This window comes from Shewanella sp. SACH (assembly GCF_001887095.2).
Taxonomy (GTDB): domain Bacteria; phylum Pseudomonadota; class Gammaproteobacteria; order Enterobacterales; family Shewanellaceae; genus Shewanella; species Shewanella baltica.
The window spans coordinates 187,420-205,256 of sequence record NZ_MPDG02000004.1; the positions used below are offsets into that span (position 1 = coordinate 187,420).

A 17,837-nucleotide genomic window follows, 5' to 3' on the forward strand; every position below is an offset into this window, starting at 1 on the left:
CTCAAATGGCGGCGATGATCTCAGGTTTTCGCCGCTTGATTTAAGTTCACAAAGCCTACAGCTAAACGCCCTTCTGCTCGCGATAACGCTTTAATAGAATTTTCACCCGCTCAACATAGGCTTGAGTTTCAGGATAGGGTGGAATGCCATTGTACTGCACCACAGTTGTCGGCCCCGCATTGTAGGCCGCGCAGGCCAAGGCCACATCCCCGTTAAACTGTTTTAGCATTTGCGCCAGATACTTACTGCCACCTAAGATATTTTCTTCGGGTAAAAACGCGTTTGCCACACCCATTTCTTTAGCCGTTTCAGGCATTAATTGCATTAATCCCATAGCGCCAGTACGCGACAATGCACGCGCATTGAAGGCTGATTCTGCGTGGATCACGGCGCGGATCAAGGCGGGGTCAAGTTGATGTTTATGGGCAGCACGGGAGATCAGGGCATCATAATTGGCGGTAAATAAACGGATACCATTCCAATCTATGGTCGAGTCGGGGCGGCAGGCAAAACAGTCATATAACAGAATTTGATACGGGTTATTGGCAGGGGCTTTGTCGGTAAATACAGTGACGCCATTGGCTTGTTGGTATTGATAAATCTTGAGTTTTTCTAAGCCTTCACGGCTGACTATGCCGCTCTCTGAATATCTGGCAACGATACGCGGCTTAGGTTTTACGCTTGCCTCCTCCGCTTTTACACTCACCATCAGACTCGATATCAGCCATAAACACAGACCCAACACGGCAAGGCTGCGAGGCGATAAAAAGGCCGCTGCCATCTGTGTACGAGTCGGTGCTGAGCGAGTGAGCAACATCAAAGTCCCGTGTGCTGATTAAGTTTAAGTACTTCAATAATAGCAAAGAGTTGCTTCATCTCTCGGTTTATCTGACTAAATTCTGCTGAAAAGGTCGCGCCATTAAAAATGGACTGCATTTGAAAACGCGTTCTGCGATTTGGCAGGAACATAATCAACTTATTGCGAAAGAAAGCGCATTGAATATTTCCACCAAAATGCTTGGCAAGTTCCTGTAAGCGCTCCATAAATGCCGTATTGAGCAAATAGCGAGACTCTACTTGATCCGTTGAAAATACATCAAACTCTTTTTCGAATTGCGGATCTTCAAGTTTCACTCGCACCAGTTCGGCATGGCTGTCAGACAAGAAATTCGCTAAACCACCGCGATCCCTCAGCACCACAGTGTGGCCGATAAACGCTTTATGGCTACTCAGTTCAACCACTAAGCCACTAAACTGGGTTTCGGTGCGGGTAACGGTTTTGCGCCTATTGGTGCTGGCATCCAGCTCTTCGACTTGCACATTCTTGGTCAAGGTGAGTTCATTTACAGTTAGCTCAACGCCTTTATAGCGGCCTTGAATATAGTCACCGAAGCTCACTTTGTCGTATTGCGGCAATACTTTAGCCGCAACGAGTCGATTCATATCGAGGCGCATTTCGCGGCTATAAACAAAATCATCACCGAAATATTTAAACATCAGTGGATAAATATCCCGTTGAACCAGATGTTTAAAATTTCGAGTCGGCGCAAAGCTCCACCAGCTCAACCCAACTAAGGCAAGCAAGGGTAAAGGTGGGAAATAAGCAACGCCGCTGTAATAGCCAATCACAGTGAGTAAGGTCAGCCCAAGTACTATCATCAAACTCAAATATAAACGTTTACGCGCCGCCTTAAGACAGGCCACGCGCTTAGTTTCATATTTACGACTAATGGGGGCTAGGTGTTCTTCGTAATACGCTTCGAGTTGAGGAAGTTCATCCAAATCCGCAGACAAACCAACATGACCCCGATAAGTCCGAATCGGGCTACCTAAAATAAAGGTGAAAATATTCATATTGATATCATAGTATTGCAGGGTGATAACTCACCCTGCACAGCTAAGCTTACAGGTATTCGGCCGCATCTACGGGCGCTTTTGCCGCTTCGCTCACCTCATAGAATGGCATCACTTTAATGCTCGCCATAGAAGCGATAATCGAGCCAGGGAAGATTTCAACCGCAGTATTAAGCTCTGACACTGCCGAGTTATAGAAACGTCTCGCTGCAGAGATATGCGCTTCGACCTCGTTATAGGTCTGCATCGCCTGAAGCATAGTGTTGTCTGACTTGAGCTCGGGATAGTTCTCCACATTCACCATCAAGGCGCCCATTTTGTCATTCAACCGCTCGGCCTGAACTAAATGCTCTTTAACGGCACTCGGATCGGCCTTGTTGTAATTATGGCTGAGCTGAGTGCGTAATTCGGTGATTTCTGTGAGCAGCGACTTTTCATGATCCATAAATCGTTTGGCGATTTTTAGAATATTAGGCACAAGATCGGCACGTTTGGTTAGCTGTACATCGATACCCGACAGGGCCTCGAGTGCAGTATTGCGCTTTTTGACTAGGCTGACGTACCAAAGATAGGTAACGATAAAAATCAGCGTTAATCCCAATAACAATTTTTCCATCTTCCATCCTTAGGTTTCTTATTCTTGTTAACAGGATACAGCTAATCATAAATGAGTGGAAATTTCACCTATGGCACAGGTTAAGACGATGAAATTATTCGCTGGTCAGAGCTGGCAATGGTGAAAGTGGCTATCTGGAGCTTCAACCACCAGCAAAACTCGCCTCTTTAGGCGGAAAACTGTGATCCGGCACATTAAAAAGCGCAATTAAAATATAAATTTAACGATATTCAGCTCCGATACAGCAAACAAGGTCTATAGTGTATTGGCACAACATTAGAGCATCCAATTTTGCTCGTGAATACTGGACTCCTCGAGAGTCCATTTTTTTATCCCCATTTTGCCCTCATCACTTCTACACAGCTAATCGCAACATTTAAGTTTCAATTAAAACTTAACAATCATACTTTCCGGCTAATTTTTTAACTTTCACCTTAGCTTTCCCCCAGAATACTTGCTGCCAGAGTCATCCCCTCAGCCACCTTATTCGCAGTCGGCCGTTGGCTATGCCTCGCGTCTGTTCTAGGGTCAAAGATAGTGCGCTGCGCAAAGGTTGACATAAAGGAAGAACGATGAGTTTCAATTCCGGCGATATCCCCCCAAAAAAGGCCTCGGAGCCAGATCCACAACATGGCGATATCAGCGCCAGTGGTTGGTTTGTGCGTTTTCTCAATATTGTTGAACGCTTAGGTAATCTTCTCCCCCACCCAATCACCCTATTCGCGCTGTTCTGTGTCGCTGTGGTCGTCATTTCAGGTATCGCGGGTTACTTTGGCCTGACCGTTGTTGACCCAAGACCTATTGGTTCCCACGGCCGCAGTGCCGATGGTTTAATCCATGTGGTAAGCCTAATGAACGCCGAAGGCTTGCGGATGATAGTCTCGCATCTGGTGACTAACTTTACTGGCTTTACGCCGCTTGGCACTGTGCTCGTCGCACTACTCGGCGTCGGGATTGCAGAACGTTCCGGCTTATTATCCGCCGCTATGCGCGCCTTAGTCATGGGCGCCTCAAAGCGCTTGGTTACTGTGACCATAGTCTTTGCCGGCATTATGTCCAACACGGCCGCCGAGCTTGGCTATGTGGTGTTAATCCCTATGGCGGCGATGATTTTCCACTCCCTTGGTCGCCATCCTCTGGCCGGTTTAGCCGCCGCCTTTGCGGGGGTTTCAGGAGGCTATAGCGCTAACTTGTTACTGGGTACTGTCGATCCCTTATTATCGGGCATAACCGAAGCTGCGGCGCGCATGATAGATCCTGAGTACAACGTCGGCCCAGAAGTGAACTGGTACTTCATGTTTGTTTCCACCTTTGTGATCACTTTCCTTGGCGCCTTTGTTACTGAGAAAATCGTCGAGCCTAAGTTAGGCAAATACCAAGGTGATGATGCGGATGAAACCGTACTGCAATCGATGGAGAGCGTTAGTGAGATTGAAAAGCGTGGCTTAAAATGGGCGGGGTTATCTATGTTAGTGCTCGCCGTTATCCTAGCGCTTTCAGTCGTCCCCGAAGGTGCGCCGCTGCGTCATCCAGAAACTGGCCTTATCTCAGGTTCGCCCTTCCTTAAGGGTATAGTCGCCTTCATCTTTATTTGTTTTGCCATACCGGGCTTTATTTACGGCAAAATAGTGGGCAGCATCAAAAATGATAAAGATGTCATCAATGCCATGTCCCACAGCATGAGCACTATGGGCATGTATATCGTCCTCGTCTTCTTCGCCGCGCAGTTTGTCGCCTTCTTCAACTGGAGTAATTTAGGTGCGGTACTCGCAGTGTTAGGGGCTGATGGGCTGCAATCCATAGGTCTGACTGGCCCTATCGTGTTCCTGTTCTTTATTATGCTTTGCGGCTTTATCAACTTGATGCTCGGTAGCGCCTCGGCGCAGTGGGCCATTACCGCCCCGATTTTTGTGCCTATGCTGATGCTGGTAGGTTATGCGCCCGAAACAATTCAAGCGGCATACCGTATTGGGGACTCAGTGACGAACTTAGTCACGCCTATGATGAGCTACTTCGGTTTGATATTAGCGGTCGCCTGTCGTTACCAGAAAAACCTCGGTATAGGCACGCTGATCGCCACTATGCTGCCGTACACCCTGGTGTTTTTCGCGGGTTGGACAGCATTCTTCTTCCTGTGGGTATTTGGCTTTGGTCTGCCCGTCGGGCCAGGCGCAGCGACTTACTATACGCCTTAACCTCAATAAAAAGGGCGCCGATGATGAAGTCGACGCCCTTGCTTTATCGGGTTGATCCACTAAAACCCGTAGATTTAGTCGTATAACCATTCCATCAACAGACTGCAAATGAGCAAAAACATACCTAGATTAAACACATAGGTCTGCAGTGTGGATTTTTCTGGCGTGTCCTTGGCTTGCGACACTATTTGGCTCACTGACATAAAAAATAACTGCGGGGTTAACCCCATGCCGACAAATAACACGGCGGCACCGACACAGCGGGTTAACTCGGGCACAGCAAGCCCCGGCAAGTAAAACGCATATACACCATAGGCCAAAAACGCCAGCGCTATGCTATGGCATATCATTCCCACGATAAGTTGCTTAGTTGCAAGATTACCCCACGAAAACACCATGTCACCCCTACACTCAGCTTAACCAGAACTATTGATGCTATTGGGCGCGCAGTTTATCTCGCTTACGATGAATCTGCACCCACGTAAACCAACCAAATAAAATGCCGCTAATGGGATAAATATAGAGTGCTCTTTGCAGTTCCGCCCAGAATGGATCGCCCAAGATAAAATAATGGATTAAGGCGACCATGAGGGACACCAACATACCCCAGAAAAATACGCCAAAGACCAAAATAAAGTACCACTTACCCTTAGCAAGTAGTGCATCTAGTTTTTGCAATTCCAATGCTGCATCATCCATGTTTCGTCCTCTTAACGGCCTAAGCGCAATATGCCAGAACTCGCGCACAGTGCCTATCCATCTTTATAACTAACAGCATTCAAATAACAAAAAGCCCCGCAATTGCAGGGCTTTAGTTTAGAAACGACTGAGCTTACTCAGCTGAGTTTGGCTTCTCTTCCTTACCTTTCTTCTCACGCTTACTGAAGATACGCTCCACTATCACGAAGAATAATGGTACGAAGAAGATACCTAGGAAAGTCGAGCTCATCATACCGCCAAGTACCGCAGTACCGATGGCGTTTTGGCTACCAGAACCCACACCCGAGCTAATGGCTAACGGCACAACACCTAAACCAAAGGCAAGAGACGTCATCAGAATAGGACGCAAACGCACACGTACCGCATGCAAGGTCGCCTCGACTAAGCCTGAACCTTTCTCGTAGAACTCTTTCGCGAATTCCACAATCAAGATGGCATTCTTGGTTGCTAAGCCCACTGTGGTTAACAGCCCCACTTGGAAGAACACGTCGTTTGGCAAGCCGCGACCGTTCATTGCAACTAAGGCACCGATGATCCCGAGTGGCACCACCAGCACAACAGCAAACGGCACCGACCAGCTCTCATAGAGTGCCGCCAGTACGAGGAACACCACTAAGATCGACAGGGCATACAGCGCAGGCGCTTGGTTACCCGATAAACGCTCTTCGTACGATAAGCCGTTCCACTCGACACCAAAACCAGGAGGAAGCTGCTTAGCAAGGTCTTCCATGATTTCCATCGCCGCACCGGTACTGAACCCAGGAGCCGTAGCACCCTGAATGTTCATCGACGGTAAGCCGTTAAAGCGCTCTAGACGTGGTGAACCGAATTCCCATGTACCCGTCGCAAAGGCAGAGAATGGCACCATGTCACCCTTGTTGTTTCGCACGTACCAAGAGTCTAAGTCTCCTGGTTGCATACGATACTGGGCATCACCTTGCACATACACTTTCTTCACGCGGCCGCGGTCAATAAAGTCGTTCACATAAGAACCACCCCAAGCCGTGGCAAGCACACTGTTCACATTAGTGATTTCAATGCCTAACGCGCTTAACTTAGCGTGATCTACATGTAATTGATAAATCGGCGCATCTTCTTGACCGTTAGGACGCACGCCCACCAGATTTGGATTCTGTGCCGCCATGCCTAGCAGTTGGTTACGTGCCGCCACTAACTTCTCGTGACCTTGGCCGTTCTTATCCTGCAAGTACATGTCGAAACCGTTAGCCGTACCCAACTCGATAACCGCAGGCGGTACGAAGGCAAAGACTAAGGCATCTTTCATCTGGCCGAACACACCCATGGCACGACCCGCAATAGACTTAACGTCCATGCCAGGCGCTTCACGCTCAGACCAATCCTTCAAGCCAACGAAGGCGATACCCATGTTTTGCCCTTGACCAGCAAAACTGAAGCCTGCCACGCTAAATACCGATCTCACGCCTTCTTCAGCCATAAAGTGATCAGAAACTTTCTCCAATACTTTTAGAGTGCTTTCTTGGGTTGAGTTAGTCGGCAAAATCGCTTGGGTAAACAAAATACCTTGGTCTTCGTCTGGCAAGAAGGCGGTAGGCATACGGATGAAGATCCAACCCACTGCAATAACCAGCACAACGTAAATCGTCATGACTCTGAAGCTGCGCTTGATGATACCAGCTACGCTCGACTCATAACGATTAGTCAGCTTGTCGAAAGTACGGTTAAACCAACCGAAGAAGCCTGTTTCTATGTGACCATGGCCCTTCTTGACTGGCTTGAGCATAGTCGCACACAGTGCTGGCGTTAAAATCAACGCCACCAGTACAGACAGCGCCATCGCAGAGACGATAGTGATCGAGAACTGACGGTAGATCACACCCGTTGAACCTGACATAAATGCCATAGGTACAAACACAGCAGATAGGGTCAGACCAATACCGACTAAGGCACCGGTAATTTGGTCCATCGACTTACGCGTCGCTTCGAGTGGACTTAAGCCCTCTTCGGACATCACCCGCTCGACGTTTTCCACCACCACAATCGCATCGTCCACCAGCAAACCGATGGCGAGCACCATAGCGAACATGGTTAGGGTGTTAATCGAGAACCCTGCCATCGATAGAATCGCAAAGGTACCCAGCAATACCACAGGTACCGCAATGGTCGGGATCAAGGTTGCACGGAAGTTTTGCAGGAAGAGGTACATGATGACGAACACAAGTACGATAGCTTCAAGCAAGGTATGCACCACACCTTCGATAGATTGCTCTACGAAAGGTGTTGTATCGTATGGATAAACCACTTCTAACCCCTGCGGGAAGAAAGGCTTCATCTCAGCAATTTTTTCACGAACCGCTGATGCGGTATCCAGCGCGTTAGCACCCGTTGCCAGCTTGATCGCTAACCCTGTTGCAGGTTGACCATTATACAGTGACACCACGGCATAACTTTCAGAACCTAACTCAACTCGTGCCACATCACCGAGGAAGACATTTGCGCCTGAAATATCCGATTTAAGGATAATCTTGCGAAACTCTTCCGCCGTTTGTAAGCGGCTTTGCGCCGATACAGTCGCGTTCAGCTCTTGGCCAGCCACAGATGGCGCGCCACCTAACTGTCCAGCGGAGACTTGAGCGTTTTGAGAACGAATAGCCGCAATAACATCTAAGCTAGTTAAGTTATATTGAGTCAACTTCAACGGATCTAGCCATATACGCATCGCATATTGGGCACCGAACAGCTGAATTTCACCTACACCCGGAACACGGCTCATAGGATCTTGAATGTTCGCACCCACGTAGTCGGCGATATCGCCTTTATCTAACGAACCGTCGGTCGATACGAAGCCTAATACCATTAAGAAGCCTGAACTCGACTTGTTAACGTTAACCCCTTGCGACTGCACTTCTTGCGGTAACAGGGTCATAGCGCCCTGTAACTTGTTCTGAACTTGAACCTGTGCAATATCCGGATCGGCTTCGGCGTTGAAGGTTAAGGTAATAGACGCATTACCAAAACTATCACTGGTTGAGGAGATATAACGGAGGTTATCAATACCCGTCATACGTTGCTCAATCACCTGAGTCACAGAGTCTTCAACAATCTTAGCGGAAGCGCCAGGATAGTTAGCACTGATCACCACGGTCGGTGGTGCAATGTTAGGATATTGAGACACTGGCAGCGAGCGGAGCGAGAGGACCCCTGCCAGCATGATAATCAAGGCGATCACCCACGCAAAGATGGGGCGATCAATAAAAAAACGTGCCATAGCTATGCCCTATTGTGCTTGCGTTTCAGAAATAACTTTGGTGGTTACTGGAGCGCCTGGACGAATTTTCTGTAATCCTTCCACAATTAATTTATCGCCCACAGCTAAACCAGAAGTGACTCGCCATTGGTTGTTAATCACTTCAGCGGTCGTTACAGTTTTCGATTCAACGACACCTTGGTCATTCACAACCATAGCCACTGCTTGACCCTTAGAGTTACGCGTGATGGCTTTTTGTGGAATTAAGATAGCCTGTGGATCAGTACCCGCATTCAACATAGCGCGAACATACATACCAGGTAACAAGATACCTTCAGGGTTAGGGAATTCAGCGCGCAGAATGACTGAACCAGTGTTTGGGTCCACACTCACTTCGGCGAACTGTAACTTACCTGGATGGCTGTATTGTGTGCCATCTTCGAGTAACAGCTGCACATCAGCATTTTCTGAAGCTTGTAGCTTACCTTGCTTCAACTTAGCTTTAAGACGTAACAACTGCGCACTCGATTGCGCGATATCCACATTGATAGGATCAAGTTGTTGAATCGTCGCCAGCGTTTGGCTTTGGTTCGCTGTCACTAACGCACCCGCAGTCACACTCGATTTACCGATACGACCAGAGATAGGCGCTAATACTTCAGTGTATTGCAGGTTGATTTTAGCGGTGTTAATCGCAGCTTCTGCCACGGTGACATTCGCTAATGCTTCTTTATATGCCGCTTCAGCTTCATCAAATTCTTGCTTACTGATTGCGTTGGTTTTCACCAGTTGCTGATAACGTGCAGCCTTAGCTTTTGCTGAGGCTAAACCCGCATTGGCTCTGGCTAAATCGGCATTGGCACTCACTAATGCGGCTTTATAAGTTGCAGAGTCAATTTGATACAAGGATTCACCCTGTTTCACATTGCCACCTTCAACAAAACTACGCTTAGTGATAATACCGCTCACCTGTGGACGAACTTCGGCCTCGAGGAAAGCTTTACTGCGTCCTGGTAATTCCACCTGAATCACTTGTGGCTGGGCAACAACATTAAGGATTCCCACTTCCATACTACGTGGGCCAGCGCCCGCCTGAGCTTTCTCTTCTTGAGGGCTGCAAGCTGCCATCCATAACGCCACGCTTATAACTGAGGCAAGTTTAATTGTCTGCCGCATGAGAACTCCTTCAAATATTAACTGCCCACATACCAGTACACTTATTGCGCTGACACGAGCCGTAATTGTAACTAAAATCAAATCCGTTATTTATCTCATAGCCTATATGAATCAACAAGGAAGATAACGAAACTAAATTGTAAACTAATGAAAATTTTCACTCATTCGGCATTACTATATTCATCGAATTGTTATTCGATTTAAAAAGCCTGTTAACTTTGAGCAACATTGTTAGAGGGATATGCCGTAAAACACCCAATAAGCCTACTCCATATTGAATATGTTGCAAATCTGTTCATATTCTAAACTTGCCGTAGGCCAAGGCTCACAGCTCAATAGCGTTAGCTTAACCGCCACTTGTTGCAATAATTTGTACATAGAGACGAAAACACAGCGCTACTGTTTTTACTCAGGCCGCTCTCAGCATCAAGTCGCTAAAAACGACCCTATCAAGACTGACAATACCGAAAGAGAGTAAGCAAGGAATTAGCTTCAGACTGCCTGCGCGTAAAAAACATCATTTAGCGGATTAATGTGCAGTTTGTTACCTCAAACATATGGCCGAAATACGGCGCCAATGGCTTGAGTCAAACCCACAACAATAAAAGTAACCGTCTCAAATTATACTGAGCGAGTTATTTTAGTGGTTAGCCATAGGCGGAGCAAACCCGAAATCCAGTTTAATACCCCATTAAATGAAACTCAGACTCCCACAATTAACACTTCTTTAATGACGAATATTGCTTACAAAGCTAAAAATTCCTCGCTTAAAAACGCATTTGTTCATATTCATTCACATATTTTCGTGATTGGTTCATTCCAAGCATCACGGCTATTCACAAGTTATTTTTACGATAATGGTGCGCTAACAACTCCCAATAATTTGAAATAATTTTGAGATGATGATTATGAAGACTCGCACTAAATTTCTGCTAAGTGGGGCGTTACTTTCCCTTGCTATGACTGCTCAAGCGGCCGATAACAACCAGCTCTTTGGCGGTACGATTAATGCCAATGTTAACTTTGCCTCCGATTATGTGTTCCGCGGTGAATCTGAAACCTTAGGCGGCGAAATCCCCGTAGTGCAAGGCACCTTAAGCTGGAATCACGATGAAGGTTGGTATGCTGGGGTATTTAGCTCCAACATCAAGTTTGCCGATCCTAATTTAGAGATCGTTACCGCGCCTTTTATCGGCAAAGCCGGTGAATTTGGCGACTCAGGATTTACCTATGATGTGATGCTGTTTTCATACCTCTACCCAGGTGCATCCTATTCAAACTACACAGAACTCTGGCTCAAAGTGGGCAAACAGTTTGGCCGCGCCAATTTGCAATTAGAAGTCACACCCACAGTCGATGACTGGTTTGGTGTCGATGGCTGGCACGGCGTGAACTACGCCTTGCACCCAAGCTACAACTTCGATAATGGCGTAAAAATCTCAGGCTCTGTCGGTTATCAAGACTTGAGCGGTGAAGGTGCCGAAGGTTGGGGACACTGGAACTTAGGTCTAAGCAAAGTATTCTACGGGTTGAATTTTGATGTCCGTTACCACGGCAGCACAGTCGATACCGACCATAAGGTCTATGGCACTCAGACTGAAATCTTCGATGACAGATTTGTCGTGGGCATCAGTAAAAGTTTTTAAGTGTAGCTCGTCGCGTTACCCGCTCATCCGCAGCTTCCCTGCGGCACTCCAGTGGCTTGATGAATAGAGCCTTGACCAGCCACCGCGGCTGGTCTTTTTTATGTTGCGCTTAAAAGTGCTAGATCTAAACGTCCTAAATTCGGTTATCCCCCACGCTGCAAGCCAAAATACGGCTGATGTCGGCCAAACAACGACCCGATTCCTGTTGCCACTGATTAAATACAGCTTGCACTTGTTTAAGCGCTGTCTGCGACGTAAAACCCGCATCGACTAACTTGTGCGCTTTAAAATAACCTTGCACATCATCGGTTAACAAAAAGGTATCTTTGCCAATGCCGCGCAGAAAATAAGGACCTGTGTTGCCGCCCAGTCGGGTACCGCGTTTCTTTAACAGTGCCCATAAACCGATAATATCCGGTGTCGGCCAAGCGGCGATCAGCTGCGCCAAGCTGCCATGTTCGCGAGCAACATCGTGGATCATTAAAGCATTATCATAAATGGCTTGAGTCTTTTTCAGATGGCGGATCAGTGTCGCATCACTCGCCCGCGCTTGAATTTGCTCAGGGGATAACATCAACACTTTATGCGGTTCAAATCCAAAGAATGACTTCTCATATTCAGGCCATTTATTAACAACCACCCGCCATACAAAACCACTTTGAAACACCTGACGGCTCATCGCTGACAATAATTCAGCATCACGATACTGGCGAATTTCATCATCGGACAGGCAACCAGACAACAAGGCTTCGAGTCCCGCAGCCCCGCCTTTGCGCTCACTGGCTCTGGCATAAATAGATGAAAAACGCTCTAACTGGCTCATATTATTACCTTTAAAATGATTAAATCCCGACACTTTTAATATGTCGTTAATAATACCGATTTTTATCCTTGATGGATCATTTGGCTTTGCAGCCAAAAATTGTGTTTATCCCTGCATTTTTTAGAAAAACTCTTACAGCAAGCACCTTAATTACGACTAAAGTTAAGGCGTAAAGTCAGTAAAATTCAGGGTTTGGAGTTAGTGCCTATGGAGCTTTTTTATCACCCCTTATCTCGCTATTCACAAAAGGTGCTGATCGCACTTTATGAAAAGCAGGCCAATTTCTACCCCAGAATCATAGATCTGCGCGACCCTTTTTCACGCAAGGAATTTCACCAAACCTATCCGCAGGCGAGAGTTCCCCTGCTAAAAACCCACGATGAGCTGCTTGTTCCCGAATCCAGCATTATTATTGAATACTTAGATAGGCATTTTAATAACAGTACCCAGCTGCTGCCCCAAGAACCGCAACGCAACTTACAGGTGCGTTTGTTCGATCGCATCATAGACAATGATATTAATAACCCATTATTTCAATTAGAAAAGTTGAAGCATACCGAGGACAGTAACGAGTTCGAAATCAAACAATTAGAGAAACAACTACTGGTACAATTTCAACGCTTAGACACGCAACTCACGCAACACCATTGGGTTTGCGGCGACAGTTTTACCTTAGCCGACTGCGCCCTAATCCCTTGTTTAAGTTATAGCTTTCAACACTTAAATCTATTGGATTTGGATGAAATCGTGCGCTATTGGCAACAGGCACAATTGCGCGGCGCTTGGATGTTAGTACAAGAAGAGGTGTTGCTGGCTGAAATGGAGGAAACGGCGGGAATAAGAGGCATACCTTAGCGGGGTAAGTCATGCCTCAACAAGATCACATATTGCGTTCTTTCTTCAACTGCAAAAACGCTTTCCACTTCACGACTTCTGGCGGCAACTCAGGTGCAGCATCGGTATAACCCGCCTCTTTCACTAACACATCTAGCGGCACTTGCTTACCTTTACACACGAACACACCGCGCACATGCACGATACAATGCAGGCCACGTTCGCTCACAAAGCGTTGTTCAATATAGAAATATTTCTCATCCCAACCGACGACTTTGGTTTCAATTTCAAAGGTTTTTAGCGGCTTGATATCGCGAATATAGGTAAATTCGGCGGCGTTAACTATCGGCATCCACTTCAACTTTAAGAAACGTTTCAGCAGACCCATCTCGGCCAGCATATAAGTCCGCGCCAGATCCATAAACGCGGGATAGCGGGAATTAGTCAGATGGAAATTGATATCGCAGTCGCTCGGTAAAGCACGATACGTGATACGGCTTGTCCCTAAAAAATCGATCTTACGGCAGTGACGCGTGCGCCAAAATAACAACCAAAACAAACGAAAATACAGATTCATAACGAGTCGCCCTTGGAATAAGAGCCACAGGCTAACAGAGGTCATACCACAGGGCAAGCGGGATCTATGTCACAAAAAAGGCGTCAGATGACGCCTTTTTATCGTTTAGCAAAACTAAATGCTCAGAGAAAATCAGCCCGTTATAATGGGCTGATTTATCAAGGTGAACAATTGCTTATCTAGCTTATGCAGCAATGCCTGAATGTCTTAACAGGGCATCAATATTCGGCTCGCGTCCCATAAACTGTTTAAACAAGTCCATAGGTTCAGCTGAACCACCCATTTCGAGGATATTGTGCAGGAAACGACGACCCGTTTCAGGGTTGAAAATTCCTTCCTCTTCGAAGCGGGAAAACGCATCCGCCGACAGCACTTCAGCCCATTTATAGCTGTAATAACCCGCAGCATAACCGCCCGCAAAAATGTGGGCAAAACCATGTTGGAAACGGTTAAAGTCTGGCGGCGTTAATACGGCGACCTGACGACGCACTTCGTCTAAGGTTTCTTGAATGCGCGCGCCTTTAGCGGGGTCGTATTCGTGGTGCATTCTAAAATCGAATAGCGAGAACTCGAGTTGGCGCAGCATCATCATGCCAGATTGGAAGTTCTTCGCCGCCAGCATCTTATCTAACAAGGCTTTAGGTAATGGTTCACCTGTTTCGAAGTGACCTGAAATTTCGGCTAAGGCTTCTTCCTGCCAGCACCAGTTTTCCATAAATTGGCTCGGTAACTCGACCGCATCCCAAGGCACACCATTGATACCCGACACGCCTGCAACATCGATTTTGGTCAGCATGTGGTGGATACCATGGCCAAACTCGTGGAACAGGGTTGTCACTTCATCGTGGGTAAATAGCGCAGGTTTGCCATCGACCGGACCATTAAAGTTACAGGTCAAATAGGCCACTGGCTTTTGCAATCCATCGGCGGTTTGGCGACGTACACGGCAGTCATCCATCCAAGCACCGCCACGTTTACCTGTGCGGGCATATAAGTCGAGGTAAAAACTGCCTCTGTGTTCGTCAGTTTCGTCGAAAATATCGAAGAAACGCACGTCTTTATGCCAACGATCAAGGTCTTTTTGCTCAACGATTTTAAGGCCGAACAAACGCGATACTGTGTAGAACAAACCCGAGAGCACTTTATCTTCGGGGAAGTATGGACGCAGGATTTCCTGTGAAATCTCATACTTATGCTGCTGCAACTTCTCGGCATAGAAACTTAAATCCCAAGATGCCATTTCGGTCACGCCATATTCCGTCTCGGCAAACGCTCTCAGCTCGGCCACTTCTGCCTTAGCTTGATCCTTTGAGCGCAGCGCTAACTCATTTAAAAATGCCATCACCTGCGCTGGCGTTTCGGCCATTTTCGTCGCTAGGGATTTGTCGGCAAAACTGTCAAAACCGAGTAACAATGCGAGTTCGTGGCGCAGCGCTAGGATTTCGTCCATCAGCGGGCTGTTATCAAACTCGCCGGCATTGGGGCCTTGATCCGAGGCGCGCGTAACGAAGGCGCGGTAACACTCTTCGCGAAGACTGCGGTTTTCGCTGTAAGTCATAACAGGTAAATAAGAAGGGAAATCTAAGGTAAATAACCAACCGTCTAACTCACGCGCATCGGCCATCGCCTTAGCGGCGGCTTTGGCAGACTCAGGCAAGCCAGCAAGCTCAGCCTCATCTGTGATCAACTTAGTCCAAGCTTGAGTCGCATCCAGTAATTGATTCGAAAAGCCACTGGTGAGTTCAGAAAGACGTTTGACCATTTCGCCATAACGCACTTTTTGCGCGTCATCTAAGCCAATACCCGATAGTTCAAAATCGCGCAGGCTGTGTTCAATCACCTTCTGCTGGGCTTGGCTTAACTGTGTAAATTCATTCGATGTACGCAGGGCTTTATAGGCTTGATACAAACCTTGGTGTTGACCAACATAGGTGCCGTATTCCGACAATAGCGGCAAACAAGCATCATGAGCAGCGCGCCATTCATCGGTGCTGGTCACTGAATTCATGTGAGAAACGGGCGACCAAATTTGGCTCAGTTCATCGTCAACCTGTTCTAGTGGCGCGACCAAGTTGTCCCAAGTGTAAGGACCTTGATTCTGCAGCACTTGATCAATCTTAGTGCGGCACTGAGCAATGGCATGCTCAACGGCGACTTGAATATGTTCCGGTTTAATCTGTGAAAAAAGCGGTAATTTTGCGCCGCTAAGCAAAGGGTTGCTCATATTGACTCCTCAACAATCTGTATCACTTATAGATAAGGGCTAACAGGCTATTTATCAAGGCAAGAAAACCGATTGCCCCCTTCGAACGCCTTGCTAACGCTATTTCTGCTTAAAAAAAGTGAACTCGTTCGCATTTAGCATTTACGCTTAATGTACCTAAGCATTATTGTCGGCTTGATCGCAAATCGAATCAATTCGCATTAACACTTATCTATGGGAAAGGTATTCTCGCCCTAACAAACGCATTTCTACCTAAATCAGCAAAAATATGGCAACAGACTCAGTAAAACTGATGGCGAGCATCCTCTGCACTTTAGGCATCAACGGCCTTAGCTACAACGCATTCGCCAATGAGAGCCTAGAAAGCATCGAGAGCATTTCAAGCGCCGGATTGCCCAGCCAGAATAGCCAAGCCTTAGCTGTAACACTGGATTTAGGTTGGGACAGTCAATACGTCTCACAGGGTCGCAATAATCTGCAAGATGGCGGCATCTATTGGCTGAATACCGCAGTCCAGCAAGACAATATCACCGTCTACGCTTTAGTTGGCCGCGGCGATAGCCAAGCCTACACTGAGTGGAATATAGGCCTTGAATATGGGTTCGATGTGGCCGAAAACCTAGAGGCTAATGTGGGTTATCAACGCATTGAAGGCTACAGCAATACCCGTTGCCACGATAACGAGCTATTTGCCGAACTCGCTTACACCGCTGAACCTTGGCTAGTACCATCGGCAAGTTATGTCTATTCCAACGAGGCTGCGGGTTACTTTGTTGAAGTGAGTTTACACAGCTATTGGCATGTCACAGATCAGCTCAGTCTCACGCCATACATCACTCAAGGGTTTGATTTTAAATACCGCACAGAAGAACACGATGGCCGCAATAACTTGCAATTTGGCCTCGAAGCCAGTTATCAGCTGTCATCCTACATGAGTATCGATGGTCACATCAGCCACAGCATTGCCCAAGGAGATATTGAGCAAGAAGCGATGGCGAATGGCGATATGAGTTCGCAAGATGAGACCTATGCCGGCATCCACTTTGCGATAACGTTTTAACTCCATTCTTAGCGCCGTGGTTTTTAGCTCAGTGTTTTGTAGCGCCGTATTACAACCTTCCTCTGTCAATTTATCCCGCTCCATTTGGCAAAATAGCGCTCACTAACTACACTCAAAAAGTCGACGGAACGACTCACCATTCATATCGATTTTGCCGAGGAACAGGGAATGTTAGCCCAGCACTTTTATCTCATCCGCACCGCCGTTATTGCCTTACTTCTGCTTTTTCTCCCAGTCATACACTCGGCTGACGCACGGCAATTACTTGAACTTGAGCCTGAATCTGAACCGAGTCTAGAGTCCCTATCACAATCGACACAAACCGCGCCTTTGCCCCTAGGCACCTTGCTCGACAGTGAGGGCAAACCGATTAATCTGCCTAACCAAGAGCAAAGCAGCTTCGAGTATTCGGCTCCCACTCTCACGCCAACCGAGCCATCCAAAACCACTAAATCAACTAAAGCCACGCAATCGACCAAAGCCGCTAAGAGTAAAAAACTCAGCCGCAAGCAACAACTTGCCAGCCGTGAACACGTAGCCAATGATCCCAACTGCCGCTGGCTCGATAAACGTATGGATCAGTTAGAAGCGCAACTCGGCGGCAAACAAGATAACACCGCTACGTATCAAGCCGACGAACTCAGCGCCCGCCAAAAGGAATGGCAATGTTTGAAATGTGGCGCAGAAGGTCCCGCTCAAAACGATCACTCTAATTGCCAATATCGCCGCTAGACGGCGACCCGATGAACAGCTAATGCCCAGTTCGGGTAAGTGTAAAGCTCGGGATCTTTTTCAGTCAAAGTACGGTCTTATGCGTTAGTCATGCAATGGGCTGGTCTGTTATCGCAAACACCCCTACAATGACCTTCTGCTGTAAAGCATCTCA

General features: G+C 47.3%; 15 protein-coding genes. 5 read left to right on the forward strand and 10 right to left on the reverse strand.

Going from position 1 to position 17,837, the window contains the following annotated elements; all coding sequences use genetic code 11:
• Positions 1–61: 61 nt before the first annotated feature.
• The 3 genes from BM607_RS16355 to BM607_RS16365 are packed head-to-tail and all read right to left on the reverse strand — an operon-like array spanning position 62 to position 2,470.
• Positions 62–817 (reverse strand): lytic transglycosylase domain-containing protein, encoded by a 756-nt coding sequence (locus BM607_RS16355; protein WP_071940281.1) that lies wholly within the window; start codon positions 815–817, stop codon positions 62–64.
• Positions 817–1,854, reverse strand: a complete 1,038-nt coding sequence (locus tag BM607_RS16360; RefSeq protein WP_071940280.1) for a DUF3137 domain-containing protein — start codon at positions 1,852–1,854, stop codon at positions 817–819. The genes BM607_RS16355 and BM607_RS16360 overlap by 1 nt, the downstream gene beginning before the upstream one ends.
• Before the next feature lie 49 nt (positions 1,855–1,903).
• Positions 1,904–2,470 (reverse strand): LemA family protein, encoded by a 567-nt coding sequence (locus tag BM607_RS16365; RefSeq protein ID WP_006079455.1) that lies wholly within the window; start codon positions 2,468–2,470, stop codon positions 1,904–1,906.
• 572 nt (positions 2,471–3,042) lie between these two features.
• Here BM607_RS16365 and BM607_RS16370 point away from each other — a divergent pair.
• Positions 3,043–4,665 carry an AbgT family transporter gene (locus tag BM607_RS16370; protein ID WP_071940279.1) on the forward strand — a complete coding sequence of 541 codons (1,623 nt, stop codon included), beginning with the start codon at positions 3,043–3,045 and terminating at the stop codon, positions 4,663–4,665.
• A gap of 74 nt (positions 4,666–4,739) precedes the next feature.
• Here the strand turns inward: BM607_RS16370 and BM607_RS16375 are convergent, their stop codons facing one another.
• The 4 genes from BM607_RS16375 to BM607_RS16390 all read right to left on the reverse strand — a co-directional run bounded on the left by BM607_RS16375 (position 4,740) and on the right by BM607_RS16390 (position 9,787).
• A complete protein-coding gene (locus tag BM607_RS16375; protein WP_071940278.1) occupies positions 4,740–5,063 on the reverse strand; it encodes a hypothetical protein in 324 nt (107 codons plus the stop codon).
• 37 nt (positions 5,064–5,100) lie between these two features.
• Positions 5,101–5,364, reverse strand: a complete 264-nt coding sequence (locus BM607_RS16380; RefSeq protein ID WP_071940277.1) for a hypothetical protein — start codon at positions 5,362–5,364, stop codon at positions 5,101–5,103.
• 133 nt (positions 5,365–5,497) lie between these two features.
• Entirely contained in the window at positions 5,498–8,632 is a 3,135-nt protein-coding gene (locus BM607_RS16385) for an efflux RND transporter permease subunit (RefSeq protein ID WP_071940276.1), read from the reverse strand.
• A gap of 9 nt (positions 8,633–8,641) precedes the next feature.
• Positions 8,642–9,787, reverse strand: coding sequence for an efflux RND transporter periplasmic adaptor subunit (locus BM607_RS16390; protein WP_006079450.1), 1,146 nt, complete (start codon positions 9,785–9,787; stop codon positions 8,642–8,644).
• An 899-nt stretch (positions 9,788–10,686) separates the two neighbouring features.
• On the opposite strand from BM607_RS16390, the gene BM607_RS16395 reads away from it, so the two are divergent.
• Positions 10,687–11,433, forward strand: coding sequence for a TorF family putative porin (locus tag BM607_RS16395; protein WP_083548640.1), 747 nt, complete (start codon positions 10,687–10,689; stop codon positions 11,431–11,433).
• 133 nt (positions 11,434–11,566) lie between these two features.
• Here BM607_RS16395 and BM607_RS16400 read toward each other — a convergent pair whose 3' ends face one another.
• Positions 11,567–12,256, reverse strand: a complete 690-nt coding sequence (locus BM607_RS16400) for a DNA-3-methyladenine glycosylase I (protein ID WP_071940381.1) — start codon at positions 12,254–12,256, stop codon at positions 11,567–11,569.
• A 207-nt stretch (positions 12,257–12,463) separates the two neighbouring features.
• On the opposite strand from BM607_RS16400, the gene BM607_RS16405 reads away from it, so the two are divergent.
• Positions 12,464–13,111, forward strand: a complete 648-nt coding sequence (locus BM607_RS16405; RefSeq protein WP_006079447.1) for a glutathione S-transferase family protein — start codon at positions 12,464–12,466, stop codon at positions 13,109–13,111.
• A 25-nt stretch (positions 13,112–13,136) separates the two neighbouring features.
• On the opposite strand, the gene BM607_RS16410 is transcribed toward BM607_RS16405, so the two are convergent.
• Together BM607_RS16410 and prlC are read right to left on the reverse strand one after the other, a co-directional pair.
• Positions 13,137–13,667, reverse strand: coding sequence for a thioesterase family protein (locus BM607_RS16410; protein ID WP_006079446.1), 531 nt, complete (start codon positions 13,665–13,667; stop codon positions 13,137–13,139).
• Between the two features lie 184 nt (positions 13,668–13,851).
• On the reverse strand, positions 13,852–15,891 hold the full coding sequence (gene prlC / locus BM607_RS16415) for an oligopeptidase A (protein ID WP_071940274.1): 2,040 nt from the start codon (positions 15,889–15,891) through the stop codon (positions 13,852–13,854).
• A gap of 268 nt (positions 15,892–16,159) precedes the next feature.
• On the opposite strand from prlC, the gene BM607_RS16420 reads away from it, so the two are divergent.
• Together BM607_RS16420 and BM607_RS16425 are read left to right on the forward strand one after the other, a co-directional pair.
• On the forward strand, positions 16,160–16,951 hold the full coding sequence (locus BM607_RS16420; RefSeq protein WP_071940273.1) for a hypothetical protein: 792 nt from the start codon (positions 16,160–16,162) through the stop codon (positions 16,949–16,951).
• 168 nt (positions 16,952–17,119) lie between these two features.
• Positions 17,120–17,683, forward strand: a complete 564-nt coding sequence (locus BM607_RS16425; RefSeq protein WP_071940272.1) for a hypothetical protein — start codon at positions 17,120–17,122, stop codon at positions 17,681–17,683.
• Positions 17,684–17,837 lie beyond the last annotated feature (154 nt).

Excerpts from the sequence above, each read along its gene's own strand:
- BM607_RS16355 (WP_071940281.1), bottom strand. The coding sequence starts at position 817 with ATGTTGCTCACTCGCTCAGCACCGACTCGTACACAGATGGCAGCGGCC.
- BM607_RS16360 (WP_071940280.1), bottom strand. The coding sequence starts at position 1,854 with ATGAATATTTTCACCTTTATTTTAGGTAGCCCGATTCGGACTTATCGG.
- BM607_RS16365 (WP_006079455.1), bottom strand. The coding sequence starts at position 2,470 with ATGGAAAAATTGTTATTGGGATTAACGCTGATTTTTATCGTTACCTAT.
- BM607_RS16370 (WP_071940279.1), top strand. The coding sequence starts at position 3,043 with ATGAGTTTCAATTCCGGCGATATCCCCCCAAAAAAGGCCTCGGAGCCA.
- BM607_RS16375 (WP_071940278.1), bottom strand. The coding sequence starts at position 5,063 with ATGGTGTTTTCGTGGGGTAATCTTGCAACTAAGCAACTTATCGTGGGA.
- BM607_RS16380 (WP_071940277.1), bottom strand. The coding sequence starts at position 5,364 with ATGGATGATGCAGCATTGGAATTGCAAAAACTAGATGCACTACTTGCT.
- BM607_RS16385 (WP_071940276.1), bottom strand. The coding sequence starts at position 8,632 with ATGGCACGTTTTTTTATTGATCGCCCCATCTTTGCGTGGGTGATCGCC.
- BM607_RS16390 (WP_006079450.1), bottom strand. The coding sequence starts at position 9,787 with ATGCGGCAGACAATTAAACTTGCCTCAGTTATAAGCGTGGCGTTATGG.
- BM607_RS16395 (WP_083548640.1), top strand. The coding sequence starts at position 10,687 with ATGATGATTATGAAGACTCGCACTAAATTTCTGCTAAGTGGGGCGTTA.
- BM607_RS16400 (WP_071940381.1), bottom strand. The coding sequence starts at position 12,256 with ATGAGCCAGTTAGAGCGTTTTTCATCTATTTATGCCAGAGCCAGTGAG.
- BM607_RS16405 (WP_006079447.1), top strand. The coding sequence starts at position 12,464 with ATGGAGCTTTTTTATCACCCCTTATCTCGCTATTCACAAAAGGTGCTG.
- BM607_RS16410 (WP_006079446.1), bottom strand. The coding sequence starts at position 13,667 with ATGAATCTGTATTTTCGTTTGTTTTGGTTGTTATTTTGGCGCACGCGT.
- prlC (WP_071940274.1), bottom strand. The coding sequence starts at position 15,891 with ATGAGCAACCCTTTGCTTAGCGGCGCAAAATTACCGCTTTTTTCACAG.
- BM607_RS16420 (WP_071940273.1), top strand. The coding sequence starts at position 16,160 with ATGGCAACAGACTCAGTAAAACTGATGGCGAGCATCCTCTGCACTTTA.
- BM607_RS16425 (WP_071940272.1), top strand. The coding sequence starts at position 17,120 with ATGTTAGCCCAGCACTTTTATCTCATCCGCACCGCCGTTATTGCCTTA.